General features: G+C 62.4%; 36 protein-coding genes and 1 pseudogene. 1 reads left to right on the forward strand and 36 read right to left on the reverse strand.

The annotated features are described in order from the left end of the window. Positions 1 to 41: 41 nt before the first annotated feature. Genes ACIGKL_RS08475 through ACIGKL_RS08490 form a run of 4 tightly spaced genes read right to left on the reverse strand, consistent with a single transcriptional unit; the run spans position 42 to position 3,760 of the window. Positions 42 to 965: an NAD-dependent epimerase/dehydratase family protein gene (locus ACIGKL_RS08475; RefSeq protein WP_397486213.1), complete on the reverse strand. Its 924-nt coding sequence runs from the start codon at positions 963 to 965 to the stop codon at positions 42 to 44. After that, the gene (locus ACIGKL_RS08480; RefSeq protein ID WP_397486214.1) at positions 958 to 1,842 is read right to left on the reverse strand and encodes a sugar nucleotide-binding protein; all 885 of its coding nucleotides are present in this window, start codon (positions 1,840 to 1,842) and stop codon (positions 958 to 960) included. Before ACIGKL_RS08480 ends, ACIGKL_RS08475 begins: the two co-directional genes overlap by 8 nt. A gap of 19 nt (positions 1,843 to 1,861) precedes the next feature. Further along, a complete protein-coding gene (locus tag ACIGKL_RS08485) occupies positions 1,862 to 2,356 on the reverse strand; it encodes a single-stranded DNA-binding protein (RefSeq protein ID WP_397486215.1) in 495 nt (164 codons plus the stop codon). 9 nt (positions 2,357 to 2,365) lie between these two features. Further along, positions 2,366 to 3,760: an MFS transporter gene (locus ACIGKL_RS08490; RefSeq protein ID WP_397486216.1), complete on the reverse strand. Its 1,395-nt coding sequence runs from the start codon at positions 3,758 to 3,760 to the stop codon at positions 2,366 to 2,368. Positions 3,761 to 4,149: 389 nt separating this feature from the next. Here ACIGKL_RS08490 and uvrA point away from each other — a divergent pair, with 389 nt between their 5' ends. Continuing rightward, a complete protein-coding gene (gene uvrA / locus ACIGKL_RS08495) occupies positions 4,150 to 6,984 on the forward strand; it encodes an excinuclease ABC subunit UvrA (protein WP_397486217.1) in 2,835 nt (944 codons plus the stop codon). Between the two features lie 187 nt (positions 6,985 to 7,171). Here uvrA and bfr read toward each other — a convergent pair whose 3' ends face one another. The 32 genes and pseudogenes from bfr to tuf form a co-directional block, all read right to left on the reverse strand. After that, positions 7,172 to 7,636 (reverse strand): bacterioferritin, encoded by a 465-nt coding sequence (gene bfr, locus ACIGKL_RS08500; protein ID WP_397486218.1) that lies wholly within the window; start codon positions 7,634 to 7,636, stop codon positions 7,172 to 7,174. Between the two features lie 144 nt (positions 7,637 to 7,780). Further along, positions 7,781 to 9,931, reverse strand: coding sequence for a catalase/peroxidase HPI (gene katG / locus ACIGKL_RS08505; protein ID WP_397486219.1), 2,151 nt, complete (start codon positions 9,929 to 9,931; stop codon positions 7,781 to 7,783). A 180-nt stretch (positions 9,932 to 10,111) separates the two neighbouring features. After that, positions 10,112 to 11,491 carry a Na+/H+ antiporter NhaC family protein gene (locus tag ACIGKL_RS08510; RefSeq protein WP_397486220.1) on the reverse strand — a complete coding sequence of 460 codons (1,380 nt, stop codon included), beginning with the start codon at positions 11,489 to 11,491 and terminating at the stop codon, positions 10,112 to 10,114. 200 nt (positions 11,492 to 11,691) lie between these two features. Further along, positions 11,692 to 12,078, reverse strand: a complete 387-nt coding sequence (rplQ, locus tag ACIGKL_RS08515) for a 50S ribosomal protein L17 (protein WP_003243945.1) — start codon at positions 12,076 to 12,078, stop codon at positions 11,692 to 11,694. Positions 12,079 to 12,122: 44 nt separating this feature from the next. After that, entirely contained in the window at positions 12,123 to 13,124 is a 1,002-nt protein-coding gene (locus ACIGKL_RS08520; protein ID WP_021444321.1) for a DNA-directed RNA polymerase subunit alpha, read from the reverse strand. 22 nt (positions 13,125 to 13,146) lie between these two features. Beyond that, a complete protein-coding gene (gene rpsD / locus ACIGKL_RS08525) occupies positions 13,147 to 13,767 on the reverse strand; it encodes a 30S ribosomal protein S4 (RefSeq protein WP_021444322.1) in 621 nt (206 codons plus the stop codon). A 17-nt stretch (positions 13,768 to 13,784) separates the two neighbouring features. Continuing rightward, positions 13,785 to 14,174, reverse strand: coding sequence for a 30S ribosomal protein S11 (rpsK, locus tag ACIGKL_RS08530; RefSeq protein ID WP_003243933.1), 390 nt, complete (start codon positions 14,172 to 14,174; stop codon positions 13,785 to 13,787). Between the two features lie 30 nt (positions 14,175 to 14,204). Continuing rightward, a complete protein-coding gene (rpsM, locus tag ACIGKL_RS08535; RefSeq protein ID WP_003463275.1) occupies positions 14,205 to 14,561 on the reverse strand; it encodes a 30S ribosomal protein S13 in 357 nt (118 codons plus the stop codon). Between the two features lie 133 nt (positions 14,562 to 14,694). Beyond that, complete coding sequence (gene rpmJ, locus ACIGKL_RS08540) at positions 14,695 to 14,811, reverse strand: 50S ribosomal protein L36 (RefSeq protein ID WP_002555468.1); 117 nt, start codon at positions 14,809 to 14,811, stop codon at positions 14,695 to 14,697. A gap of 28 nt (positions 14,812 to 14,839) precedes the next feature. Then, positions 14,840 to 16,168, reverse strand: a complete 1,329-nt coding sequence (secY, locus tag ACIGKL_RS08545; protein WP_031303184.1) for a preprotein translocase subunit SecY — start codon at positions 16,166 to 16,168, stop codon at positions 14,840 to 14,842. Further along, entirely contained in the window at positions 16,169 to 16,600 is a 432-nt protein-coding gene (gene rplO / locus ACIGKL_RS08550; RefSeq protein ID WP_013717341.1) for a 50S ribosomal protein L15, read from the reverse strand. Positions 16,601 to 16,602: 2 nt separating this feature from the next. Further along, entirely contained in the window at positions 16,603 to 16,782 is a 180-nt protein-coding gene (gene rpmD, locus ACIGKL_RS08555; RefSeq protein ID WP_003243922.1) for a 50S ribosomal protein L30, read from the reverse strand. A 2-nt stretch (positions 16,783 to 16,784) separates the two neighbouring features. Beyond that, positions 16,785 to 17,285 carry a 30S ribosomal protein S5 gene (gene rpsE, locus ACIGKL_RS08560; protein ID WP_003243920.1) on the reverse strand — a complete coding sequence of 167 codons (501 nt, stop codon included), beginning with the start codon at positions 17,283 to 17,285 and terminating at the stop codon, positions 16,785 to 16,787. A 3-nt stretch (positions 17,286 to 17,288) separates the two neighbouring features. Further along, positions 17,289 to 17,639 carry a 50S ribosomal protein L18 gene (gene rplR, locus ACIGKL_RS08565; protein ID WP_003243919.1) on the reverse strand — a complete coding sequence of 117 codons (351 nt, stop codon included), beginning with the start codon at positions 17,637 to 17,639 and terminating at the stop codon, positions 17,289 to 17,291. A gap of 11 nt (positions 17,640 to 17,650) precedes the next feature. Next, on the reverse strand, positions 17,651 to 18,184 hold the full coding sequence (rplF, locus tag ACIGKL_RS08570; protein WP_197855601.1) for a 50S ribosomal protein L6: 534 nt from the start codon (positions 18,182 to 18,184) through the stop codon (positions 17,651 to 17,653). Between the two features lie 12 nt (positions 18,185 to 18,196). Then, positions 18,197 to 18,589, reverse strand: a complete 393-nt coding sequence (gene rpsH / locus ACIGKL_RS08575) for a 30S ribosomal protein S8 (RefSeq protein ID WP_013789766.1) — start codon at positions 18,587 to 18,589, stop codon at positions 18,197 to 18,199. 185 nt (positions 18,590 to 18,774) lie between these two features. Next, positions 18,775 to 19,080, reverse strand: a complete 306-nt coding sequence (gene rpsN / locus ACIGKL_RS08580; RefSeq protein ID WP_003463288.1) for a 30S ribosomal protein S14 — start codon at positions 19,078 to 19,080, stop codon at positions 18,775 to 18,777. A gap of 14 nt (positions 19,081 to 19,094) precedes the next feature. Further along, positions 19,095 to 19,634, reverse strand: coding sequence for a 50S ribosomal protein L5 (gene rplE, locus ACIGKL_RS08585; protein ID WP_003243911.1), 540 nt, complete (start codon positions 19,632 to 19,634; stop codon positions 19,095 to 19,097). A 19-nt stretch (positions 19,635 to 19,653) separates the two neighbouring features. Beyond that, positions 19,654 to 19,968, reverse strand: coding sequence for a 50S ribosomal protein L24 (gene rplX / locus ACIGKL_RS08590; protein WP_003243909.1), 315 nt, complete (start codon positions 19,966 to 19,968; stop codon positions 19,654 to 19,656). An 11-nt stretch (positions 19,969 to 19,979) separates the two neighbouring features. Next, complete coding sequence (gene rplN / locus ACIGKL_RS08595) at positions 19,980 to 20,348, reverse strand: 50S ribosomal protein L14 (protein WP_003243907.1); 369 nt, start codon at positions 20,346 to 20,348, stop codon at positions 19,980 to 19,982. A 23-nt stretch (positions 20,349 to 20,371) separates the two neighbouring features. Beyond that, positions 20,372 to 20,638: a 30S ribosomal protein S17 gene (gene rpsQ, locus ACIGKL_RS08600; protein WP_031303185.1), complete on the reverse strand. Its 267-nt coding sequence runs from the start codon at positions 20,636 to 20,638 to the stop codon at positions 20,372 to 20,374. A gap of 2 nt (positions 20,639 to 20,640) precedes the next feature. Then, complete coding sequence (gene rpmC, locus ACIGKL_RS08605) at positions 20,641 to 20,832, reverse strand: 50S ribosomal protein L29 (RefSeq protein ID WP_003463299.1); 192 nt, start codon at positions 20,830 to 20,832, stop codon at positions 20,641 to 20,643. Continuing rightward, entirely contained in the window at positions 20,832 to 21,245 is a 414-nt protein-coding gene (rplP, locus tag ACIGKL_RS08610; protein ID WP_003243901.1) for a 50S ribosomal protein L16, read from the reverse strand. Before rplP ends, rpmC begins: the two co-directional genes overlap by 1 nt. Before the next feature lie 12 nt (positions 21,246 to 21,257). Further along, positions 21,258 to 21,944: a 30S ribosomal protein S3 gene (rpsC, locus tag ACIGKL_RS08615; protein ID WP_397486221.1), complete on the reverse strand. Its 687-nt coding sequence runs from the start codon at positions 21,942 to 21,944 to the stop codon at positions 21,258 to 21,260. A gap of 13 nt (positions 21,945 to 21,957) precedes the next feature. Beyond that, positions 21,958 to 22,290 carry a 50S ribosomal protein L22 gene (rplV, locus tag ACIGKL_RS08620; RefSeq protein ID WP_003103908.1) on the reverse strand — a complete coding sequence of 111 codons (333 nt, stop codon included), beginning with the start codon at positions 22,288 to 22,290 and terminating at the stop codon, positions 21,958 to 21,960. Positions 22,291 to 22,301: 11 nt separating this feature from the next. After that, the gene (gene rpsS, locus ACIGKL_RS08625; protein ID WP_031303186.1) at positions 22,302 to 22,577 is read right to left on the reverse strand and encodes a 30S ribosomal protein S19; all 276 of its coding nucleotides are present in this window, start codon (positions 22,575 to 22,577) and stop codon (positions 22,302 to 22,304) included. A 16-nt stretch (positions 22,578 to 22,593) separates the two neighbouring features. After that, entirely contained in the window at positions 22,594 to 23,418 is an 825-nt protein-coding gene (gene rplB, locus ACIGKL_RS08630) for a 50S ribosomal protein L2 (RefSeq protein ID WP_021444330.1), read from the reverse strand. Positions 23,419 to 23,432: 14 nt separating this feature from the next. Next, the gene (rplW, locus tag ACIGKL_RS08635) at positions 23,433 to 23,732 is read right to left on the reverse strand and encodes a 50S ribosomal protein L23 (protein ID WP_021444331.1); all 300 of its coding nucleotides are present in this window, start codon (positions 23,730 to 23,732) and stop codon (positions 23,433 to 23,435) included. Beyond that, the gene (gene rplD, locus ACIGKL_RS08640; protein ID WP_021444332.1) at positions 23,729 to 24,331 is read right to left on the reverse strand and encodes a 50S ribosomal protein L4; all 603 of its coding nucleotides are present in this window, start codon (positions 24,329 to 24,331) and stop codon (positions 23,729 to 23,731) included. Before rplD ends, rplW begins: the two co-directional genes overlap by 4 nt. A gap of 14 nt (positions 24,332 to 24,345) precedes the next feature. Further along, on the reverse strand, positions 24,346 to 24,975 hold the full coding sequence (gene rplC / locus ACIGKL_RS08645; protein ID WP_013717347.1) for a 50S ribosomal protein L3: 630 nt from the start codon (positions 24,973 to 24,975) through the stop codon (positions 24,346 to 24,348). 83 nt (positions 24,976 to 25,058) lie between these two features. After that, positions 25,059 to 25,370: a 30S ribosomal protein S10 gene (gene rpsJ / locus ACIGKL_RS08650; protein ID WP_003243886.1), complete on the reverse strand. Its 312-nt coding sequence runs from the start codon at positions 25,368 to 25,370 to the stop codon at positions 25,059 to 25,061. A 156-nt stretch (positions 25,371 to 25,526) separates the two neighbouring features. Next, positions 25,527 to 25,745: pseudogene (gene tuf, locus ACIGKL_RS08655) on the reverse strand (elongation factor Tu); the annotation flags it as partial.

Raw genomic sequence — 25,745 nt, forward strand, 5'->3', positions numbered from 1 at the left:
ACCCTACACGGGTAGATGGCGCTTTTCTCGCTGCGGCGGGCTTACAGGCCGAGCAGACGCCTGAGCCCCTCGCTCAGCGGCGTCTGCTGCGGCAGACGGTACTGCGCCTGCAGGCGACGGTTGTCGGCACGGGAATGACGGATATCGCCGGCGCGCGCCGGCAGATGGCTCACCGGCGGCAGGCCGCCACACAGCGCGCCGATCTCCGCCAGCAACTGGTTGAGGCTGATCGCCTGGTTCCAGCCGACGTTGGCCGGCTGCGCATCGACCTGGGCGCCGGTCAGGCCCTGGACCAGCAGCGCGATCAGGTCGCCGACGTAGAAGAAGTCGCGGGTCTGCTCGCCGTCGCCGAACAGGCTGATCGGCTGATGCTGCAGCGCGCGCTGGGTGAAGATGCTGATCACCCCGGAATAGGGCGAAGAGGGGTCCTGGCGCGGGCCGTAGATATTGAAGAAGCGGAAGATCGCCGGTTCCAGACCATGCTGGCGGCGGTAGAAATCCAGGTACTGCTCGCTGGCCAGCTTGTCCACCGCGTAGGGGGTCAGCGGCGCCTTGGCGGTGTCCTCGTCGACGGCCTGGCCTTCGCCGTTGTTGCCGTAGATCGCCGCGCTGGAGGCATAGAGCACGCGGCGCACGCCGTGCCGGCGCATGGCCTCGCAGACGTTGAGGGTGCCGACGAAGTTGCTCTGGTGGGTGGCCGCCGGGTCGTCCACCGAGGCCTGCACCGAGGCCACCGCGGCCAGGTGCGCCACCGCCGCGCAGCCGGCCAGCGCCTGGGCAACGACCTCGGCATCGGCGACGTCGCCCTCGATAAACTGCAGACGCGGATTGTCCAGCGGCAGGTTGCTGCGCTTGCCCATGGACAGGTTGTCCAGCACGCGCACGCCGTGGCCTTCGGCCAGCAACGCATCGACCAGGTGCGAGCCGATAAAGCCGGCACCGCCGGTTACGAGAATTTCAGCCATGACGGTAATAGCGGTCCAGCAGGCTCGGCAGACCGGCACGCCAGGCGCGCGGCTTGATGCCGAAGGTGTGAAGGATTTTCTTGCAGGCCAGCACCGCGTGCTGCGGCTCGTCGGCGGCGTCCGGGCGGGCGGCGTGGGCCTGCGCGGCGATGTCCTCGACCAGGTTGCCGCGGTAATGGCGCGCCTCGCTCAGCACCGCCTGGCCCAGGCTCAGCGAGGTGCTCGCCTCGTGACCACCGTAGTGGTAGGTGCCCCACAAGGGCGATTCGCAGTCGAGCTGCTTGAGCACGGCGAGGATCACCCGTGCGGCATCGTCCACCGGCGTCGGGTTGCCACGCCGGTCGTCGGCCAAATACAGCGCGTCGTCGCGCTCGGCGCGCTGCAGAAAGCGCCCGAGCAGACCTTCGCGGCTGTCGTCGAGCAGCCAGCCGAAGCGCAGCAGCACATGCCGCGGACAGATCGCCCGCACGCTCTGCTCCAGCCGCCACAGCGCCTGGCCGCGCAACCCCAGCGGAATAGGTTCCTCCTTCTCGCTGTAGGCCGTCGCCCGCGAGCCGTCGAACACCCGGTAGCTGGAAGGTTGCAGCAGGACGATGGCGTGGTGCTGGCAGAGTTCGGCGAGCCGCTCGACCGCGCGCTCCTGGGTGGCCAGGCGCGCCTCGGCCACCGCTTCGGCCTGAAACCAGTCGAAGTAGTAGGCCAGATTGACCAGGGCATCCGGGCGGGTGTCGTCGAGCAACTGGGTCAGGCTGGCTGCATCCCAGCCCGCGTCGGGCGGTCTGGGCGCGAGGAAGCCGATGTCTTCCTCGGCGCCGAGACGGATCAGCGCTTGCCCCAGGGCACTACCGCCGCCCAGCAGCATCAGGCGCATTCGCATAGGCTAGAGCCCGCTCCGCTTAGAACGGGATGTCGTCGTCGAAGCTGTCGTAGTCCGGCGCTGGCTGGGCCTGCTGTTGCGGCGCGGCGCGCTCCTGACGCGGCGCCTGCTGCGGCTCGCGCTGCGGGGCCGGGCGCGACTGGCGCGGCGCACCGCTGTCGTCGCCGCTCGGGCGGCCGCCGAGCAGCTGCATGGTGCCCTGCATGTCGACGATGATCTCGGTGGTGTAGCGCTTGATGCCGTCCTTTTCCCACTCGCGGGTCTGCAGCTTGCCTTCGATGTACACCTGCGAACCCTTGCGCAGGTACTCGCCGGCGATCTCGGCGACCTTGCCGAACAGGGCGACGCGGTGCCACTCGGTCTTCTCGACCTTCTGCCCGGTCTGCTTGTCGGTCCACTGCTCGCTGGTGGCCAGGCTCAGGTTGGTGACCGCGTTGCCGCTGGGCAGGTAGCGCGTTTCCGGGTCCTGGCCGCAGGTGCCGACCAGAATGACTTTGTTAACCCCACGGGCCATAACGTTCTCCTAGGCTCGGCACGCCGCTGGCGCCGCTGCAATCAGGCGTTCCAGGGACGTGCGATCCACTTGTTGGGTGTCCACTTTGATATAGATGGCCGCTTCGTCGACCACCACCACGGCATCCGCCACTCCCGGCGTAGCCTTCAGGCGTTCGACCAGTCCGACATCGGCCAGTGCCGCGGCGTCGAGCGGCAGGCGCAGGCTGGTCACATACGGCGGTTCGCGCATAGTAACAGCAATGGCCAGCCAAATTGCACAGAGCGCCGCACAGCCGATAAACACGCCCTCCAGACCATGCTGCTGGTAAAGCCAGCCGCCGAGAATGCCGCCGATAGCGGCGCCGAGGAACTGGCTGGTGGAGTACACGCCCATCGCCGTGCCCTTGCCGCCGGCCGGCGCCACCTTGCTCACCAGCGACGGCAGCGAGGCCTCCAGCAGGTTGAACGCGGTGAAGAACAGCACGGTGCCCAGCACCAGCGCGCGCAGGCTGCTGCCCAGCAGGGCGAAATACAACTCGCAGAGCAGCAGCACCGCCACCGCACCGAGCAGCACGCGCTTCATCTGGCGCTTCTTCTCGGCGTAGATGATGAACGGCACCATGCCGAAGAAACCGATCAGCAGCGCGGTGAGGTAGACCCACCAGTGTTCTTCCTTGGCCAGCCCGCCCTGCTCCACCAGCGCCAGCGGCAGGGCGACGAAGCTGGCCATCAGCACCGCGTGCAGGGCCAGGATGGCGAAGTCCAGGCGCAGCAGGTCGGCGTGCTTGAGGGTCGGCCACAGCGCCTGCGTCGCCACCCCGGATTCGCGGTGCTGCAGCGGCCCGGCGTTCCTCGGCACCAGGCCGGCGACGATCAGGATGCCCAGCAGCGCCATCGCCGCGGTGGCCCAGAACAGCCCGGCCAGGCCGAAGGCACGGGTCAGCAGCGGGCCGAGCACCATGGCCACGGCGAACGACAGGCCGATGCTCATGCCGATCATGGCCATGGCCTTGGTCCGGTGCTGCTCGCGGGTCAGGTCCGAGAGCAGCGCCATCACCGCCGCCGAGATGGCCCCGGCGCCCTGCAGCACGCGGCCGGCGATCACCCCCCAGATGGAATCGGCGTTAGCCGCCAGCATACTGCCGGCGGCGAAGATCAGCAGCCCGGCATAGATCACCGGGCGGCGGCCGATGCGGTCGCTGAGCATGCCGAAGGGAATCTGCAGCAGCGCCTGGGTCAGGCCGTAGGCGCCGATGGCCAGGCCGATCAGCGCCGGGGTGCTGCCGGCCAGGTCCATGCCGTAGGTGGCCAGCACCGGCAGGACCATGAACATGCCCAGCATGCGGAACGCGAACACCAGCGCCAGGCCACCGGCCGCGCGGGCTTCGCCGCCACTCATGCGCTCGCTGTGCGGATCGTGCATGGAAAAAGTCCCGTGAAAATCAGCCGGCGATTCTAGCAGCGAAGGCGCAGGCGGCACAGGCACGCGAATTGCCGCAGGGCGCACCCGGCTGCACGCGCCGGTCGCTCGGCGAGCGGCGATGCGGGTCGCGGCCAGACCGCAACAGGCCCTATACTCGCCGGTTTCTGCCCGCCACGCGAGGCCGCTGTAAGGAGCCTCTAAAAGCGTTGGCGAGGCAGCCAGCGCAAGGCGCAACGACCAACGGGAGTAACGGCCGCAGGCCGGCCCGCAGGGCGAGCGCAAGCGAGTCAAGCAGGCGAAGAAGCGCAGTTTACGAGTAGTAAATGAGCCTTCTGAGCCTGTTTTTAACGCAGCGATGGCAACGCAGACAGCTTTTAGAGGTTCCCTAAGTGGACAAGATTCTGATTCGTGGTGCGCGCACCCACAACCTGAAGAACATCGACCTGACCCTGCCGCGCGACAAGCTGATCGTGATCACCGGCCTGTCCGGCTCGGGCAAGTCGTCGCTGGCCTTCGACACCCTCTACGCCGAGGGCCAGCGCCGCTACGTGGAGTCGTTGTCGGCCTACGCCCGGCAGTTCCTGTCGATGATGGAGAAGCCCGACGTCGACACCATCGAGGGCCTCTCCCCGGCCATCTCCATCGAGCAGAAGTCCACTTCGCACAACCCGCGCTCGACCGTCGGCACCATCACCGAGATCTACGACTACCTGCGCCTGCTCTACGCCCGCGTCGGCATCCCGCGCTGCCCGGACCACGACGTGCCACTGGAGGCGCAGACCGTCAGCCAGATGGTCGACCAGGTGCTGGCCCTGCCGGAAGGGCGCAAGCTGATGCTGCTGGCGCCGGTGGTGCGCGAGCGCAAGGGCGAACACCTGTCGGTGTTCGAGGAGCTGCGTGCACAGGGCTTCGTTCGCGCCCGGGTCAACGGCAAGCTGCATGAGCTGGACGAGCTGCCCAAACTGGACAAGCAGAAGAAGCACAGCATCGACGTGGTGGTGGACCGCTTCAAGGTGCGCGAAGACCTGCAGCAGCGCCTGGCCGAGTCCTTCGAGACCGCCCTCGGCCTGGCCGACGGCATCGCCCTGGTCGCCCCCATGGACGACGAAGAAGGCGACGAGATTATCTTCTCCGCGCGCTTCGCCTGCCCGCACTGCGGCCACTCGATCAGCGAGCTGGAACCCAAGCTGTTCTCCTTCAACAACCCGGCCGGCGCCTGCCCGACCTGCGACGGCCTGGGGGTGAAGCAGTTCTTCGACGCCAAGCGCCTGGTCAACGGCGAACTGACCCTGGCCGAGGGTGCGATCCGCGGCTGGGACCGGCGCAACGTCTATTACTTCCAGATGCTCGGCTCGCTGGCTGCGCACTATGGCTTCAGCCTGGAGCAACCATTCGACGACCTGGCCGCCGAACACCAGAAGGTCATCCTGTTCGGCAGCGCCGCGCAGAACGTCGACTTCAAGTACCTCAACGACCGCGGCGACATCGTCAAACGCTCGCACCCGTTCGAGGGCATCATCCCCAACCTGGAGCGGCGCTACCGCGAAACCGAGTCGGCCAGCGTGCGCGAGGAGCTGGCCAAGTTCCTCAGCACCCAGCCCTGCCCGGACTGCCGCGGCACCCGCCTGCGCCGCGAGGCGCGGCATGTCTGGGTCGGCGAGAAGACCCTGCCGGCGGTCAGCGGCCTGCCGGTAGGCGACGCCTGCGACTACTTCGGCAGCCTGCACCTAACCGGCCGGCGCGGCGAGATCGCCGAGAAGATCCTCAAGGAAATCCGCGAGCGCCTGCAGTTCCTGGTCAACGTCGGCCTCGACTACCTGACCCTGGACCGCAGCGCCGACACCCTGTCCGGCGGCGAGGCGCAGCGCATCCGCCTGGCCAGCCAGATCGGCGCCGGTCTGGTCGGCGTCATGTACATCCTCGACGAACCCAGCATCGGTCTGCACCAGCGCGACAACGAGCGCCTGCTCGGCACCCTCACCCACCTGCGTAACCTGGGCAACACGGTGATAGTGGTCGAGCACGACGAAGACGCCATCCGCCTGGCCGACTACGTGGTGGACATCGGCCCCGGCGCCGGCGTGCATGGCGGGCGCATCGTCGCCGAGGGCACCCCGGACCAGGTCATGGCGCATGCCGACTCGCTGACCGGCAAGTACCTCTCCGGCCGCGAGAGGATCCGCTACCCGGCCACGCGCACGCCGCGCGACAAGAAGAAGCAGCTCAAGCTCAAGGGCGCCCGCGGCAACAACCTGCGGGGCGTCGACCTGGAGATCCCGGTCGGCCTGCTCACCTGCGTCACCGGGGTGTCCGGCTCGGGCAAGTCGACGCTGATCAACAACACCCTGTTCCCGCTCACCGCCACCGCGCTGAACGGCGCCACCACCCTGGAAGCCGCCGCCCACGACTCGTTCGACGGCCTGCAGCACCTCGACAAGGTGGTCGACATCGACCAGAGCCCGATCGGCCGCACGCCGCGCTCCAATCCTGCGACCTACACCGGGCTGTTCACCCCGATCCGCGAACTGTTCGCCGGCGTGCCGGAATCGCGCTCGCGCGGCTACGGCCCGGGCCGCTTCTCCTTCAACGTCAAGGGCGGGCGCTGCGAGGCCTGCCAGGGCGACGGCGTGATCAAGGTGGAGATGCACTTTTTGCCGGACATCTACGTGCCCTGCGACGTGTGCAAGGGCAAGCGCTACAACCGCGAAACCCTGGAGGTGAAGTACAAGGGCAAGAGCATCACCGAGGTGCTCGACATGACCATCGAGGAGGCGCGCGCCTTCTTCGACGCCGTGCCGGCCATCGCCCGCAAGCTGCAGACGCTGATGGACGTCGGCCTGTCCTATATCAAGCTGGGGCAGAGCGCGACCACCCTGTCCGGCGGCGAGGCGCAGCGGGTCAAGCTGTCGCGCGAATTGAGCAAGCGCGACACCGGCAAGACCCTGTACATCCTCGACGAGCCGACCACGGGGCTGCACTTCGCCGATATCCAGCAACTGCTCGACGTGCTGCACCGCCTGCGCGACCACGGCAACACCGTGGTGGTGATCGAGCACAACCTGGACGTGATCAAGACCGCCGACTGGCTGGTGGATCTTGGCCCCGAGGGCGGCTCCAAGGGCGGCATGATCATCGCCACCGGCACCCCGGAAGAAGTGGCGGCCAACCCGGCATCGCACACCGGGCACTTCCTGGGGCCTCTGCTGGAACGCGAACGCGCCTGAGGCCGTAGGGTGGACATGGCGCCAGCCTTGTCCAGCATTGCCGGCGACGTGGTGGACAAGCCTTCGGCATGCCCACCCTACGCATTGAGGGCAGCCGCAAGCCTCAAGTAGCAAGCCACAAGAAAAAGCCAGAGCGGGTTCCCCCCGCTCTGGCTTTTTGCTATTGCCTTTACTTGCCGCTTGCAGCTCACATCTGACTCTGCAGGTACTTCTCCAGGCCCAGCTTGTCGATCAACTGCAGTTGGATCTCCAGCCAGTAAGCGTGGTCTTCCTCGGTGTCCTTGAGCTGGGTCAGGAGGATGTCGCGGCTCTGGTAGTCCCGGTGCTTCTCGCACAGCGCGATGCCCTTGCTCAGCGCCGCGCGCACCTCGTACTCCAGGGCCAGGTCCAGCTTCAGCGCCTCGGGCACGGTCTGCCCGTAGCTGAAGGCATTCGGCACCATGTCCGGCACGCCTTCGAGGAAGATGATGCGCTTGAGCAGCGCGTCGGCGTGCTGGGTCTCCTCCTCCATCTCGTGGTTGATGCGCTCGTAGAGCTTGGCGAAGCCCCAGTCCTCGTACAGGCGCGAGTGGATGAAGTACTGGTCGCGCGCGGCCAGCTCGCCCTTGAGCAGTTGCTTGAGGTAGTCGATGACTTCGATATGGCCCTTCATGCCGGTGATCCTTGTTGCAGCCGTGAAAATGGGCGAATGCTCCGCCGGCCGCCTGTCGCGGTCAAGCGAAAAGCACGGCGCCCCCACGAGGGAGGCGCCGCCGGGTGGTGCGGATGTCGCCGGCGGCACGCCGCCGGCAACGGCTCAGGCCAGATCGAAACGATCCAGGTTCATCACCTTGGTCCAGGCGGCGACGAAGTCCTTGACCAGCTTCGCCTTGCCGTCGGCACTGGCATAGACCTCGGCGTAGGCGCGCAGCACCGAGTTAGAGCCGAAGATCAGGTCGTTGCGGGTGCCGGTATATTTCACCTGACCGCTCTTGCTGCACTTGCCCTCGAACACTTCCGCGCCGCCATCCACCGGCTTCCACTCGATGCCCATGTCCAGCAGGTTGACGAAGAAGTCGTTGGACAGCACGCCGACCTGGTCGGTGAACACGCCATGGGCGCCGCCGTCGTGGTTGGCGCCGAGCACGCGCAGGCCGCCGACCAGCGCGGTCAGCTCCGGCGCGGTCAGGGTCAGCAGCTGCGCCTTGTCGATCAGCATGGCCTCGGTCGGCACGCCCAGCTTGCCCTGGCTGTAGTTGCGGAAGCCGTCGGCAACGGGCTCGAGCACCGCGAAGGACTCGACGTCGGTCTGATCCTGGCGCGCATCGACCCGTCCGGGGGCGAAGGGCACGTCGACCGCCACCCCGGCCGCCTTGGCGCCCAGCTCGACGCCGACGTTACCGGCCAGCACTATGACATCGGCCAGCGACGCCTTGCCCGAGGCTTTCTGGATCTCCACCAGCTTGGCCAGCGCCTTGATCGCACGCTGGTTGACCGGCCAATCCTTCTGCGGCGCCAGGGCCAGACGCGCACCGTTGGCACCGCCGCGCTTGTCGCCGCCGCGGAAGGTCGAGGCCGAGGCCCAGGCCACCGACACCAGGTCGCCCACCGACAGCCCGGAGGCGGCGATCTTCGCCTTGAGATCGGCGATGTCGGCGGCGCTGGGGTTGTGCGTGGCGGCCGGCAGCGGGTCCTGCCAGATCATGTCCTCTTTCGGCACTTCCGGGCCGAGGTAGCGGGCCTTCGGCCCCATGTCGCGGTGGGTCAACTTGTACCAGGCGCGGGCGAAGGCCTCGGCGAAGGCTTGCGGGTCATTGAGGAAACGCTGGGAAATCTTGCCGAACTCAGGGTCGAAACGCAGGGTCAGGTCGGTGGTGAGCATGGTCGGCTTGTGGAATTTGCCCGGCACATGAGCGTCCGGAATGATTTCCGGGGCGTCCTTGGCCACCCACTGCTTGGCGCCGGCCGGCGACTTGGTCAGTTCCCACTCGTACTTGAACAGGTTCTCGAAGAAGTTGTTGCTCCACAGCGCCGGGGTCTTGGTCCAGGTGACCTCGATGCCGCTGGAGATGGTGTCCTTGCCGTGACCGCTACCGAAATCGCTCATCCAGCCCAGGCCCTGCGCCTCGATCGGCGCCGCCTCCGGCTCCGGCCCCTTGTGCGATTCCGGCGCGGCGCCGTGGGCCTTGCCGAAGGTGTGGCCGCCGGCGATCAGGGCGACGATTTCCTCGTCGTCCATGGCCATGCGGTTGAAGGTGGCGCGAATGTCCTTGGCCGCCAGCATGTAATCGCCGCTGGCGTTAGGCCCTTCCGGGTTGACGTAGATCAGGCCCATGTGGGTGGCGCCGAACGGCGCCGTCAGTTCGCGATCGTCCGTGACCCGCTCCGGGTCGACGCCCAGCCAGGCGATCTCGGCGCCCCAGTTGACGTCCAGATCCGGTTCCCACACGTCCTCGCGGCCGGCGCCGAAACCGAAGGTGCGAAAGCCCATGGACTCCAGCGCGACGTTACCGGCGAGCACCAGCAGGTCGGCCCAGGAGATCTGCTGGCCGTACTTCTGCTTGATCGGCCACAGCAGGCGGCGGGTCTTGTCGATGTTGACGTTGTCCGGCCAGGAGTTCAGCGGGGCGAAGCGCTGCTGACCACGACCGCCGCCGCCGCGGCCGTCGGTGATGCGATAGGTGCCGGTGGCGTGCCAGGCCATGCGGATCATTTGCGGGCCGTAGTGGCCGAAGTCGGCCGGCCACCAGTCCTGACTGTCGGTCATCAGCTTGACCAGGTCGGCCTTCAGCGCCTTGTAGTCGAGCTTCTTGAATTCTTCGGCGTAGTTGAACTTCGCCCCCAGCGGGTTGGACTTCTCCGAATGTTGATTGAGCAGATCCACACGCAACTGGTTCGGCCACCAATCCCGGTTGGTCGTGCCGCCGCCAGCGACGTGGTTGAACGGACATTTACCTTGGTTCGACATGCTTCTCTCCTTTTCCTCATCGGGTCGGTCCCAGCGACTGCGGCCGACGATGGAACAAGCCTAGACCCGCTTCGCCAGGCGAACCAATGCATGGAGCGTAACGACTCGATAGTTATTTTCTTTCAAGAGCCGCATAAAAAACGGGCCGCTGGGGCCCGTTCTTCCATATCTGCAGCAGGCTCAGGCCACGAGGATAAAGCCGACGAAGGCCACGCCGGCCGCGATCAGGGTGTAGGGCAGCTGGGTGACGGCATGGCTGATCAGGTCGCAGCCGGAACCCTGCGCCGCCAGCACCGTGGAATCGCTGTAGAAGCAGGCCTGACTGCCGAAGGCCGAGGCCGACATCAACGCGCCGATCACCAGCGGAATGTCCGCGCCCAGCGCGTAGGCCAGCGGCATGACGATGGGGATGGTCACGGCGAAGATGCCCCAGGACGAGCCGGTGGCGAAGCTCAGCACCGCCATGCACAGGAACACCATGGCCGGCAGCATCTGCGGGGTCATGTAGGGCTTGAGGCTCTCGACCACGTACTGCGGCAGCATCAGCTGGTCGCAGACGTCCTTGAAGACGAAGGCGGCGACGCAGATGCCGATGGCCGGCAGCATGGTCTTGAAGCCGTCGACCATCTGATCGAGCATCTCGGCCAGCGGCATCAGGCGCTGCAGCAGGTAGAACGGCAGGGTCAGCAGCATGGTGGCGATCATGCCCATCCACACGTCGATGTCGAAGTAGACGGTGAAGCCCACCAGCATGGCCAGCGGCACCAGGAAGTTGTGCAGCTTGCCGCCCTCCTTGTCGGCGCCTTCGAACTCCGCCTCCAGCGACTGTATCGCGTAGTTGTGCTCGGCGCTCAACTCGCCCACGTGCATGGCCCCGGCCGAACCGTGGCGCGCCTGCAGCTCGACCCTGCGCATCGGGCCGATATCGGGGAACAGCCCGGCGGCCACCAGCAGCACCAGCAGCACCGCGGCCCAGGCGTAGAGCATGTAGGGAATGGCCTGGACGTACACGCCGATGCCCTGGCCGGTCTCGGCGATGCCGTTGTTCTCCAACAGGCCGCCGAAGAACACCGCCCAGGTCGACAGCGGCACCAGCACGCAGATCGGCGCGGCGGTGGAGTCCACCACGTAGGCCAGCTTCTCGCGAGAAACCTTGAAGCGGTCGGTGACGCGCTTCATGGTCTCGCCCACGGTCAGGGCATTGAGGTAATCGTCGACGAAGATCACCACGCCGAGGACGAAGGTCATCAGCAGCGAGGAACGCCGGCCCTTGGCCAGCTTCAGTGCGCTGCGGCCGAACGCCAGGGCGCCGCCGGTGCGCACCAGCAGGGCGATCAGCGCGCCGAAGCTGCCGCAGACCAGGATCAGCCAGCCAATGGTTTCGTCCTGCATCACCTTCAGCGAAATATCGGCGAAGTTGCCCATGGCGTCTTGCGGCGAGAGCAACAGCAGGCCGCTGCAGGCGCCGATCAGCAGGGCGAGGATGGGGCGACGCAGCCAGATGGCCAGGGTCAGGACGACGGCAGGCGGGATAAGACTCAGAGCGGTAGGTTCGGACATGATCGACAGTTGTTCTTATTGGGGCCGGCGAGCCGGCGAAACGAAGACCGCCGAACCTTACCCGAGCCCAACGACGTACACAATATCAAACACGACGTGCGGAAAAATATTCACACACCTAAGGCGCCCATCGCCGACTCGACGAATCGCGGGCAACAAAAAACCGGGCGCAAGGCCCGGTTTCTTGTACAACCAGCAACTTACTCGGCAGCTTCTACCGAACCGCCGACCGGACGGTCGACCAGTTCAACGTAGGCCATCGGAGCGTTGTCGCCGGCGCGGAAGCCGCACTTGAGGATGCGCAGGTAGCCGCCGTTACGGGTGGCGTAGCGCTTGCCCAGGTCGTTGAACAGCTTGCCGACGATGGCTTTCGAACGGGTACGGTCGAAGGCCAGACGACGGTTGGCAACGCTGTCTTCCTTGGCCAGGGTGATCAGCGGCTCGGCAACGCGGCGCAGTTCCTTGGCTTTCGGCAGGGTAGTTTTGATCAGCTCGTGCTCGAACAGCGAGACCGCCATGTTCTGGAACATGGCCTTGCGGTGAGCGCTGGTGCGGCTGAGGTGACGGCCACTTTTACGATGACGCATGGTTCAATTCCTTACCAAACTTGTTCGTTCGGTGATGATGACGATCAGGCAGTGGCCTTATCGTCTTTCTTCAGACTTGCCGGCGGCCAGTTGTCGAGGCGCATACCGAGGGACAGACCGCGAGAGGCCAGAACATCCTTGATTTCGGTCAGGGATTTCTTGCCCAGGTTCGGGGTTTTGAGCAGCTCTACTTCGGTGCGCTGAATCAGGTCGCCGATGTAGTAGATGTTCTCTGCCTTGAGGCAGTTGGCCGAACGTACGGTCAGTTCCAGGTCGTCGACGGGACGCAGCAGGATCGGATCGATCTCGTCTTCCTGCTCGACCACCACCGGCTCGCTGTCGCCCTTGAGGTCGACGAACGCGGCCAGCTGCTGCTGCAGGATGGTCGCGGCACGACGGATAGCCTCTTCAGGGTCCAGGGTACCGTTGGTTTCCAGGTCGATGACCAGTTTGTCCAGGTTGGTGCGCTGCTCGACACGGGCGTTTTCCACCACGTAAGCAACCCGACGCACAGGGCTGAACGAAGCATCCAGCTGCAAGCGACCGATGCTGCGGCTTTCGTCCTCGTCGCTCTGACGCGCGTCAGCCGGCTCATAGCCGCGACCACGAGCCACGGTGAGCTTCATGTTCAGCGCGCCATTGGCGGCCAGGTTAGCGATGACGTGGTCGCCATTGACGATTTCGACATCGTGATCCAGCTGAATATCGGCAGCGGTAACGACGCCCGGGCCCTTCTTAGCCAGAGTCAGGGTCACTTCGTCACGGCCGTGCAGCTTGATAGCCAGACCTTTCAGGTTGAGCAGGATCTCGATGACATCTTCCTGCACACCTTCGATCGCGGAGTACTCGTGGAGTACGCCGTCGATCTCGGCCTCGACTACTGCACAGCCAGGCATGGAGGACAACAGGATGCGACGCAGCGCGTTGCCCAGGGTATGGCCGAAACCACGCTCGAGAGGCTCGAGGGTGATCTTGGCGCGGGTCGAACTGACCTCCTGCACATCGATGTGACGGGGGGTCAGGAACTCATTTACCGAAATCTGCATGGATGCACCTATTTTCTAGCCCTTACTTGGAGTAGAGCTCGACAATCAGGCTCTCGTTGATGTCAGCGGACAGATCGCCACGAGCCGGTACGTTCTTGAACACACCAGACTTCTTCTCGGCGTCTACTTCGACCCACTCAACGCGGCCACGCTGGGCGCAGAGCTCAAGAGCCTGAACGATGCGCAGCTGGTTCTTCGATTTCTCGCGAACAGCAACGACGTCGCCAGCTTTAACCTGATAGGACGGTACGTTTACGGTCTGACCGTTGACGCTGATTGCTTTGTGCGAAACCAGCTGACGGGACTCGGCACGGGTAGCGCCAAAGCCCATACGGTAAACCACGTTATCCAGACGGCATTCCAGCAGCTGCAGCAGGTTTTCGCCGGTGGCGCCCTTCTGGCTGGCAGCTTGCTTGTAGTAACCGCTGAACTGACGCTCCAGCACGCCGTAGATACGACGGACTTTCTGCTTCTCACGCAGCTGGGTGCCGTAGTCGGACTGGCGACCGCGACGCTGACCGTGAATACCGGGAGCTGCTTCGATGTTGCACTTAGATTCAAGCGCGCGAACACCGCTCTTCAGGAAGAGATCGGTGCCTTCACGGCGAGACAGTTTGCACTTGGGACCAATGTAACGAGCCATTTCTCACTGTCTCCTGTTTACACGCGACGCTTCTTCGGCGGACGGCACCCGTTGTGCGGGATAGGCGTCACGTCGGTGATGCTGGCGATTTTGTAGCCGCAGGCGTTCAGAGCACGCACAGCGGATTCGCGACCCGGACCCGGGCCCTTGACATTCACGTCGAGGTTCTTCAGGCCGTACTCCAGTGCAGCCTGACCAGCGCGCTCGGCGGCGATCTGGGCAGCGAACGGAGTGGACTTACGCGAGCCGCGGAAACCCGAACCACCCGAGGTAGCCCAGGACAGGGCGTTGCCCTGACGGTCGGTGATGGTCACGATGGTGTTGTTGAAAGACGCGTGGATGTGGGCGATGCCATCGACCACCGTCTTTTTGACTTTCTTACGAGTACGAGCAGCAGGTTTTGCCATGACTAAATTCCTGTCGATTCGCGAATGCGATTACTTGCGGATCGGCTTACGCGGGCCCTTACGGGTGCGAGCGTTGGTCTTGGTACGCTGACCGCGAACCGGCAGGCCTTTACGGTGGCGCAGGCCACGGTAGCAACCCAGATCCATCAAGCGCTTGATTTTCATATTCACTTCACGACGCAGGTCGCCTTCGGTATTCACCTTGGCTACTTCGCCACGCAGTTGCTCGATCTGCTCGTCAGTCAGATCCTTGATTTTTGCTGCCGGATTGACACCGGTAGCGGCACAGATTTTCTGTGCAGTGGTGCGACCGACACCGAAGATGTAGGTCAGCGAGATAACAGTGTGCTTGTTATCCGGAATGTTAACGCCTGCAATACGGGCCATTCAGTGGAACTCCAATTGACAGCTACCTACGCCCCGGAAGCCAAGAAATAGGGCGCGAGATATTAACGCTGTAGAAACGATTAATCAACCCGGCAGCGCACTAGCTGCCGGGCTTATCACGCGTGGTTCACACTCAGCCTTGGCGCTGCTTGTGACGCGGCTCTGCGCTGCAGATCACCCGCACGACACCTTCGCGACGGATAATTTTGCAGTTACGGCACAGCTTTTTCACCGATGCACGAACTTTCATTACCAACTCCTCGAACCTTACGGGTGGATCAGCGGAGCATGCCGCTGCCATAGCCCTTCAGGTTGGCTTTCTTCATCAGGGAATCGTACTGGTGAGACACGAGGTGCGATTGCACTTGGGACATGAAGTCCATGACAACCACGACCACGATCAGCAACGAGGTCCCGCCAAGGTAGAACGGAACGTTGGCCGCCACCACCAGGAACTGGGGCAGCAGGCACACGGCCGTCATGTACAGAGCACCGAACATGGTCAAGCGGGTCAGAACGCCATCGATATAGCGCGCCGACTGCTCACCCGGACGGATGCCCGGAATAAAGGCACCGGACTTCTTCAGGTTTTCCGCTACGTCTTTCGGGTTGAACATCAGCGCCGTGTAGAAGAAGCAGAAGAAAATGATCCCTGCACTAAACAGCAGAATGTTCAACGGCTGACCAGGAGCGATCGCCTGCGAAATGTCCTGCAGCCAGCCCAGACCCTCGGACTGACCGAACCAGGCACCCAGCGAGGCCGGGAACAGCAGAAGGCTGCTGGCGAAAATGGCCGGGATGACCCCCGCCATGTTCACCTTCAACGGCAGGTGGCTGGTCTGCGCGGCGAAGACCTTGCGGCCCTGCTGACGCTTGGCGTAGTGCACCGCAATGCGACGCTGACCACGCTCGATGAACACCACGAAACCGATGATCGCTACTGCCAGCAGGCCGATGGCAATCAGGGCGAAGATGTTGATATCGCCCTGGCGCGCAGACTCGAAAGACTGCCCGATTGCCGACGGCAGACCGGCTACGATGCCTGCAAAAATCAGCATCGAGATACCGTTGCCGACACCGCGCTCGGTGATCTGCTCGCCCAACCACATCATGAACATCGCGCCCGCCACGAAGGTGGTGACCGCAACGAAGTGGAAGCCGAAATCGACCGAGAACGCCACGCCCTGACTGGCCAGACCAACGGACATGCCGATGGCCTGGACGAACGCCAGGACGAGAGTGCCGTAGCGGGTGTACTGGCTGATCTTGCGACGGCCAGCTTCACCTTCCTTCTTCAACTGCTCCAGCTGCGGGCTGACGGCGGTCATCAGCTGCATGATGATCGAGGCCGAGATGTACGGCATGATCCCCAGTGCAAAGATGCTCATCCGCTCCAGCGCGCCGCCGGAAAACATGTTGAACAAGCTAAGAATGGTCCCCTCATTCTGCCGGAACAGATCCGCCAGTCGGTCTGGGTTGATGCCAGGAACCGGGATGTGCGCACCTATCCGGTAGACGATGATCGCCATGAACAGGAAACGCAGACGAGCCCAGAGTTCGGACAACCCGCCACCTGCCAGCGCTGAGAGAGCACCTTGCTTAGCCATTTAGTCCTCGAACTTACCGCCAGCTGCTTCGATAGCCGCGCGCGCACCCTTGGTGGCGGCGATACCTTTCAGGGTGACCGCACGGGTGACCTCACCGGACAGCATGACTTTAACGCGCTGTACGTGTTGGCCGACCAGGTTGGCATCCTTCAGCGCCTGCAGAGTGACAACGCCTTCCACCTTGTTCAGCTCGGAGGTACGCACTTCGGCGCGATCCATAGCCTTCAGGGAGACGAAGCCGAACTTCGGCAGACGGCGGTGCAGCGGCTGCTGACCACCCTCGAAGCCCGGAGCGATGGAGCCACCGGAGCGGGAGGTTTGACCCTTGTGGCCGCGGCCACCGGTCTTGCCCAGACCGCTGCCGATACCACGGCCCGGACGGTGCTTCTCGCGACGGGCACCCGGCGCGGAACGCAGATCGTTCAGTTGCATGATTAACCCTCCACCTTCAGCAGGTAGTAAGCCTTGTTGATCATGCCGCGGTTTTCCGGAGTATCCAGAACCTCTACGGTGTGACCGATGCGACGCAGGCCGAGGCCCTTGACGCAAGCTTTGTGATTGGCCAGGCGGCCATTGGTGCTCTTGATCAGAGTCACTTTGACGGTATTAGCCATGGTTAGAGAATCTCCTCGACGCTCTTGCCACGCTTGGCTGCAACGGATTCCGGAGACTGCATGGTCTTCAGACCCTTGAAGGTGGCGTGAACCACGTTCACCGGGTTGGTCGAGCCGTAGCACTTGGCCAGAACGTTCTGCACACCCGCCACTTCCAGCACGGCACGCATGGCGCCGCCGGCGATGATGCCGGTACCTTCCGAAGCCGGCTGCATGTACACCTTGGAGGCGCCATGAGCGGACTTGATCGGGTACTGCAGAGTGGTGCCGTTCAGATCCACCTGGATCATGTTGCGACGCGCAGCTTCCATCGCCTTCTGGATGGCAGCCGGCACTTCGCGGGACTTGCCACGGCCGAAACCGACGCGACCCTTGCCATCACCCACCACGGTCAGCGCGGTGAAGGTGAAGATACGGCCACCCTTTACGGTCTTGGCAACGCGGTTAACCTGGACCAGCTTCTCGATATAGCCTTCGTCGCGCTTTTGGTCGTTATTTGCCATAACTTAGAACTCCAGCCCGCCTTCACGAGCAGCATCGGCCAGCGCCTTGACGCGACCGTGGTACTTGAAGCCAGAACGGTCGAATGCAACCTGAGTCACGCCAGCGGCTTTCGCGCGCTCGGCAACCAGTTGACCTACTTTCTTGGCGGCGTCGACGTTGCCAGTGGCGCCATCACGCAGTGCTTTGTCCAAGGTCGAGGCGCTGGCCAGAACCTTGCTGCCGTCGGCCGAAATGACCTGGGCGTAGATGTGCTGCGAAGAGCGGTACACGCACAGACGCACGGCTTCGAGCTCGTGCATTTTCAGGCGTGCTTTGCGAGCGCGACGCAGACGAGTAACTTTTTTGTCGGTCATATCTCAGCCCCTTACTTCTTCTTGGCTTCTTTACGACGGACGACTTCATCCGCGTAACGAACGCCTTTGCCCTTGTAAGGCTCAGGACGACGGAAGTCACGGATCTCCGCAGCCACCTGACCCACCAGTTGCTTGTCGATACCCTTGATCAGGATTTCGGTCTGGTTGGGGGTTTCGGCCACGACGCCTTCCGGCAGTTCGTAGTCGATCGGGTGGGAGAAGCCCAGCGCGAGGTTCAGCACCTGGCCTTTGGCCTGGGCCTTGTAGCCCACGCCGACCAGCTGCAGCTTGCGCTCGAAGCCTTGGCTGACGCCGATGACCATGTTGTTGACCAGAGCACGAGTGGTGCCGGCCATGGCGCGGTTCTGCTGATCGCCATTACGAGCGGCGAAACGCAGCTCGCTGCCTTCCTGGATCACTTCCACGGACGAGTGTACGTTCAGTTCCAGAGCGCCCTTGGCGCCCTTCACCGAGAGCTGCTGACCGGCGAGTTTGACCTCGACACCGGCAGGCAGCACTACGGGGTTCTTAGCAACGCGAGACATGCTTATCCCCCCTTAGAACACGGTGCAGAGCACTTCGCCGCCGACACCGGCAGCGCGCGCAGCGCGATCCGTCATCACACCCTTGTTGGTGGAGACGATGGAGACACCGAGACCGCCGCGAACTTTCGGCAGATCGTCGACGGATTTGTACTGGCGAAGGCCGGGACGGCTCACGCGCTTGACTTCCTCGATGACCGGACGGCCTTCGAAGTACTTCAGCTCGATGGACAGCTGCGGCTTGGCTTCGCCGCTGATCTGATAACCCGCAATATAACCTTCGTCCTTCAGAACTTTGGCTACAGCCACCTTCAGCGTGGAAGACGGCATGCTTACGACGGACTTTTCAGCCATCTGGGCATTACGGATACGAGTTAGCATGTCCGCTAACGGGTCCTGCATACTCATGGGCTAGACGCTCCTGATACAAAAAGAACAGCCCGAGGGCTGTGGGATCATCCAAAAGCTCGGCATGCAAAATGCCAGGCTCAGGAGAGCCGGACATTCTAGAGACCGATCAAAAATGAATCAAGCCCCAAAAGGGGCTTGATTCGGATAAAACAAAGCCGGCGCGAGGCCGGCTCCGTTTCGACTTACCAGCTGGCTTTCACCAGGCCCGGTACGTCGCCGCGCATGGCGGCTTCGCGCAGCTTGTTACGCGACAGACCGAACTTGCGGTAAACGCCGTGCGGACGGCCGGTGATGCGGCAGCGGTTACGCAGGCGCGAGGCGCTGGCGTCACGCGGCTGCTTCTGCAGAGCGACCTGGGCTTCCCAACGCGCTTCCGGACTGGTGTTCGGATTGGCGATGGTGGCTTTCAGCTCGGCACGCTTCTTGGCGTACTTGGCAACCGTTTGCTGACGCTTCAGCTCGCGGTTCTTCATGCTTGTCTTGGCCATGTTCCAGACTCCGATCAGTTGCGGAACGGGAAGTTGAAAGCACGCAGCAGGGCGCGGCCTTCATCATCGTTACGGGCAGTGGTAGTCAGGGTGATGTCCAGACCACGCAGCGCATCGATTTTGTCGTAATCGATTTCCGGGAAGATGATCTGCTCTTTCACGCCCATGCTGTAGTTGCCGCGGCCGTCGAAGGACTTGGCATTCAGGCCGCGGAAGTCACGCACGCGCGGCAGGGAGATGGACAGCAGACGATCCAGGAACTCGTACATACGCTCGCGACGCAGAGTGACCTTGACGCCAATCGGCCAACCTTCACGAACCTTGAAACCTGCGATCGACTTACGGGCATGAGTCACAACGACTTTCTGACCGGTGATCTTCTCGAGGTCGGCAACCGCGTTCTCGATGACTTTCTTGTCACCGATCGCTTCGCCCAGGCCCATGTTCAGGGTGATCTTGGTGATGCGCGGAACTTCCATCACGTTCGCCAGCTTCAGTTCTTCCTTCAGCTTGGGCGCGATTTCCTTCCGGTAAATCTCTTTCAGTCGTGCCATGGTGTTTTACCTATGATTCTCAAGCGCCAACCGGCTTCTGGGTGGACTTGAAGACACGAATTTTCTTGCCGTCTTCGATCTTGAAGCCAACGCGGTCAGCCTTGTTGGTCTCAGAGTTGAAGATGGCAACGTTGGAAGCGTGCAGCGGCGCTTCTTTCTCGACGATACCGCCTTGAACGCCCGACATCGGGTTCGGCTTCGTGTGGCGCTTCACCAGGTTGATGCCGCCAACGACCAGACGGTCGTCAGCGAGAACCTTGAGCACCTTGCCACGCTTACCTTTGTCTTTGCCGGCGATCACGATGATCTCGTCGTCACGACGAATCTTTTGCATGTCGGATCTCCTTAAAGCACTTCAGGGGCGAGCGAGACGATCTTCATGAACTTCTCGGAACGCAGTTCACGGGTCACGGGCCCGAAGATACGGGTACCGATCGGCTCCTGCTTGTTGTTCAGCAGAACAGCAGCGTTGCCGTCAAAGCGGATGATCGAACCGTCGGCACGGCGAACGCCGTGACGGGTACGAACGACCACTGCGGTCATGACCTGACCTTTCTTCACTTTGCCGCGCGGAATTGCTTCCTTGACGGTGACCTTGATGATGTCGCCGATGCCGGCGTAGCGACGATGCGAGCCGCCCAGCACCTTGATGCACATGACGCGACGTGCACCGCTGTTGTCAGCCACATCGAGCATGGATTGAGTCTGAATCATAAAATTTCTCCGACCCCTAGCCCTTAGACTTCGACTGCGCGTTCGAGGACTTCAACCAGGGCCCAAGACTTGGTCTTGGCCAGCGGACGGGTTTCACGGATGGAAACCTTGTCGCCGATGTGGCACTGGTTGTTCTCGTCGTGCGCGTGCAGCTTGGTCGAACGCTTGACGTATTTACCGTAGATCGGGTGCTTGACGCGACGCTCGATCAGAACGGTGATGGTCTTGTCCATCTTGTCGCTGACAACACGGCCGGTCAGCGTACGGACTGTTTTTTCGGCTTCAGCCATGATCACTTACCTGCCTGCTGGTTGAGCACAGTTTTCACACGAGCGATGTCGCGCTTAACTTGCGAGAGCAGGTGAGACTGCCCCAACTGGCCAGTTGCCTTCTGCATACGCAGATTGAACTGGTCGCGCAGCAGGCCGAGCAGTTGCTCGTTCAGCTGCTGTGCGGTTTTTTCACGAAGTTCGGTCGCTTTCATCACATCACCGTCCGCTTAACAAAGGTGGTGGCGAGCGGCAGCTTTGCAGCAGCCAGGGCGAAAGCCTCACGCGCCAGCTCTTCGGATACGCCTTCGATCTCGTACAGGACCTTGCCTGGCTGGATCTGGGCTACCCAGTATTCGACGCCACCCTTACCTTTACCCATCCGCACTTCGAGAGGCTTCTTGGTAACCGGCTTGTCCGGGAACACGCGAATCCAGATCTTGCCGCCACGCTTGACGTGACGGGTCAGAGCACGACGAGCGGACTCGATCTGACGGGCGGTGAGACGACCGCGGGCGACAGACTTCAGCGCGAACTCGCCGAAGCTGACCTTGCTACCGCGCTGAGCCAGACCACGGTTGTGGCCGGTCATCTGCTTGCGGAACTTCGTACGCTTTGGTTGCAACATGATGCGTACTCCTTATTTCTTAGCAGCTTTACGAGGAGCGGGTGCTTGCGGCTTCAGCTCTTCCTGGCGACCACCAATTACTTCGCCTTTGAAGATCCAAACCTTGACACCGATCACACCGTAGGTGGTGTGCGCTTCGTAGGTGGCGTAATCGATATCGGCACGCAGGGTGTGCAGCGGCACACGACCTTCGCGATACCACTCGGTACGGGCGATTTCAGCGCCGCCGAGACGACCACTCACCTGGATCTTGATGCCCTTGGCACCAATGCGCATGGCGTTCTGTACAGCGCGCTTCATGGCGCGACGGAACATCACGCGACGCTCCAGCTGCTGAGCTACGCTCTGCGCAACCAGCATACCGTCGAGCTCCGGCTTGCGGATCTCTTCGATGTTGATGTGCACCGGCACACCCATTTGCTTGGTCAGGTCCTGACGCAGCTTCTCAACATCTTCACCTTTCTTGCCGATCACGATGCCGGGACGAGCGGTGTGGATGGTGATGCGTGCGGTTTGTGCCGGACGAGCGATGTCGATACGGCTTACGGACGCGCTTTTTAGTTTGTCTTGCAGGTATGCACGAACCTTCAGGTCGGCGTTCAGGTAGTCGGCGTAATTGCGACCATCTGCGTACCAGACCGAGGTGTGATCCTTGACGATTCCCAGGCGGATGCCAACGGGATGTACTTTCTGACCCATCTGATCGACTCCGTTACTTGTCCGCAACCTTGACAGTGATATGGCAAGACCGCTTGACGATGCGATCAGCACGGCCCTTGGCACGCGGCATGATGCGCTTAAGCGAACGCCCTTCGTTGACGAAAACGGTGCTGACCTTCAGGTCGTCAACGTCTGCGCCTTCGTTGTGCTCGGCGTTGGCAACGGCCGACTCCAGCACTTTCTTCATGATCTCGGCGGCTTTCTTGCTGCTGAAAGCCAGGAGGTTGAGCGCTTCGCCCACCTTCTTCCCGCGGATCTGGTCGGCGACCAAGCGGGCTTTCTGGGCGGAGATGCGAGCGCCCGACAACTTAGCGGCTACTTCCATTTCCTTACCCCTTAACGCTTGGCTTTCTTGTCGGCCACGTGACCACGATAGGTACGGGTGCCGGCAAATTCGCCCAGTTTGTGGCCGACCATGTCTTCGTTCACGAGGACCGGAACATGTTGACGACCGTTATGCACAGCGATGGTCAGACCGACCATCTGCGGCAGGATCATGGAACGGCGCGACCAGGTTTTAACCGGCTTGCGATCGTTCTTTTCCACCGCCGCTTCGACCTTCTTCAGTAGGTGAAGATCGATAAAAGGACCTTTTTTCAGAGAACGTGGCACTGTCGTATCCCTCTATTTACTTGCGACGACGGACGATCATGTTGTCGGTGCGCTTGTTAGCACGGGTCTTCGCGCCCTTGGTCGGGAAGCCCCATGGCGACACCGGATGACGACCACCGGAGGTACGACCCTCACCACCACCGTGCGGGTGATCAACCGGGTTCATGGCAACACCACGAACGGTCGGACGAACACCGCGCCAGCGCTTGGCACCGGCCTTACCCAGCGAACGCAGGCTGTGCTCGGAGTTCGAGACTTCGCCCAGGGTCGCACGGCACTCGGCCAGGACTTTGCGCATCTCGCCGGAGCGCAGACGCAGAGTCACATAGGCACCTTCACGGGCGATCAGCTGCGCGGAAGCGCCAGCGGAACGCGCGATCTGTGCGCCTTTACCCGGCTTCAGCTCGATACCGTGAACGGTCGAACCCACCGGAATGTTGCGCAGCTGCAGGCTGTTGCCCGGCTTGATCGGCGCCATGTTGCCGGCTACCAGCTGGTCGCCAGCGCTCACGCCCTTCGGCGCGATGATGTAGCGACGTTCGCCGTCGGCGTACTTCAGCAGAGCGATGTGAGCAGTACGGTTCGGATCGTATTCCACGCGCTCGACGGTGGCCGGAATGCCATCCTTGTCGTTGCGACGGAAGTCGACCAGACGGTAATGCTGCTTGTGACCACCACCAACGTGACGCGTGGTGATACGGCCGTTGTTGTTACGACCGCCGGACTTCGACTTCTTCTCGAGCAGCGGAGCGTACGGAGCGCCTTTGTGCAGCTCCTGGTTGACCACCTTGACCACAAAACGGCGGCCAGCGGAAGTCGGTTTGCACTTAACGATTGCCATGATGCACCCCTTCCTTACTCAGCACTGCTGGTGAAATCGAGATCTTGGCCCGGCTGAAGGGAGATAACTGCCTTCTTCCAGTCGTTACGCTTGCCCAGACCGCGAGCGGTGCGCTTGCTCTTGCCCAGAACGTTCTGGGTAGTCACGCGCTCAACCTTCACGCTGAACAGGCTTTCGACGGCCTTCTTGATTTCCAGCTTGGTCGCATCGGTAGCGACCTTGAAAACGAACTGACCTTGTTTGTCAGCCAGAACCGTGGCCTTCTCGGAGATGTGCGGGCCAAGCAGCACTTTGAATACGCGTTCCTGGTTCATCCCAGCAGCTCCTCGAATTTCTTCACGGCCGAAACGGTGACCAGCACCTTTTCGTACGCGATCAGGCTGACCGGATCGGAACCCTGAACGTCGCGAACGTCGACGTGCGGCAGGTTGCGGGCAGCCAGGTACAGATTCTGATCAACAGCATCGGACACGATCAGAACATCGTTCAGACCCATGCCGTTCAGCTTGGCCAACAGGGTCTTGGTCTTCGGCGCATCAACGGCGAAGTCTTCGACCACGACCAGACGGTCGGTACGCACCAGCTCAGCAAGGATGGAGCGCAGGGCTGCGCGGTACATCTTCTTGTTCAGCTTTTGTTCATGGTTGCGGGTGGACGCTGCGAAGGTCACACCACCGCCACGCCAGATCGGACCACGAGTGGTACCGGCACGGGCACGACCGGTGCCCTTCTGACGCCAGGGGCGCTTGCCGCCACCGGAAACGTCGGAACGGGACTTCTGGCCTTTGGTGCCCTGACGGCCGCCGGCCATGTAGGCCACGACTGCTTGGTGAACCAGGGTCTCGTTGAACTCGCCACCGAAGGTCGCATCGGACACTTCGATCGCCTGAGCGCCATTTACATTCAATTGCATCTCAGATTCTCCCCTTACGCCTTGACAGCCGGACGAACGATAACGTCGCCGCCAGTAGCGCCCGGAACGGCACCCTTGACCAGCAACAGGTTACGCTCGGCGTCTACGCGAACGACTTCCAGGGACTGCACGGTCACGCGCTCGGCGCCCATATGACCGGACATCTTTTTGCCCTTGAATACACGACCCGGGGTCTGGCACTGGCCGATGGAACCCGGTACACGGTGAGAAACGGAGTTACCGTGAGTGTTGTCCTGGCCGCGGAAGTTCCAACGCTTGATGGTACCGGCGAAGCCTTTACCTTTGGACTGACCGGTGACATCCACCAGCTGACCAGCTTGGAAAATTTCAGCGTTGATCAGGTCGCCGGCCTGGTAGTCGCCTTCTTCAAGACGGAATTCCAGAACGGTACGACCCGCCGCGACGTTCGCCTTGGCGAAGTGACCGGCCTGAGCCTTGCTGACGCGCGAGGCGCGACGCTCGCCGACAGTGACCTGCACTGCACGGTAGCCATCGGACTCCTCGTTTTTGAACTGGGTGACGCGATTCGGCTCGATCTCGATGACCGTGACCGGAATGGAGACACCTTCTTCGGTGAAAATGCGGGTCATGCCGCACTTACGACCGACTACACCAATAGTCATGTTGTAAACCTCATGAGTGTACGGGGCTTTCACCCGCTATGGCCGCCCATTTCAGAGCGTTACACGACTAAAACCGCCAGGTTTTAGCCGAGGCTGATCTGCACTTCCACGCCTGCCGCAAGGTCGAGCTTCATCAGCGCGTCGACGGTTTTGTCCGTCGGCTGGACGATGTCCAGAACACGCTTATGAGTGCGGATTTCGTACTGATCGCGCGCGTCTTTGTTGACGTGCGGAGAAATCAGAACGGTGTACCGCTCCTTACGAGTAGGCAGAGGAATCGGACCACGCACCTGAGCACCAGTACGTTTCGCGGTTTCCACGATTTCCTGGGTAGATTGATCGATCAGGCGATGGTCAAAAGCCTTCAACCGAATACGGATTTGTTGGTTTTGCATTTTGACCTCAGATTCCAAGCTGCTAATCCCTGCGGACGGACTACGCCCGCCGAAAGGAGGCGCAATTGTACGGATGGCCCCAGGGGGTGTCAACTTTTAACCAGTTCAAAAGAAAAGGGCCCCGAAGGGCCCTTTTCTCTTTAACGGATCGGTCGATTACTCGACGATCTTGGCAACCACGCCGGCGCCTACGGTACGACCGCCTTCGCGGATCGCGAAGCGCAGGCCGTCTTCCATGGCGATCGGCTTGATCAGGGTGACAACCATCTTGATGTTGTCACCCGGCATTACCATCTCAACGCCTTCCGGCAGTTCGCACGAACCGGTCACGTCGGTGGTACGGAAGTAGAACTGCGGACGGTAGCCCTTGAAGAA

The sequence above is a fragment of the Pseudomonas sp. NPDC077186 genome, assembly GCF_044543505.1.
GTDB lineage: Bacteria > Pseudomonadota > Gammaproteobacteria > Pseudomonadales > Pseudomonadaceae > Aquipseudomonas.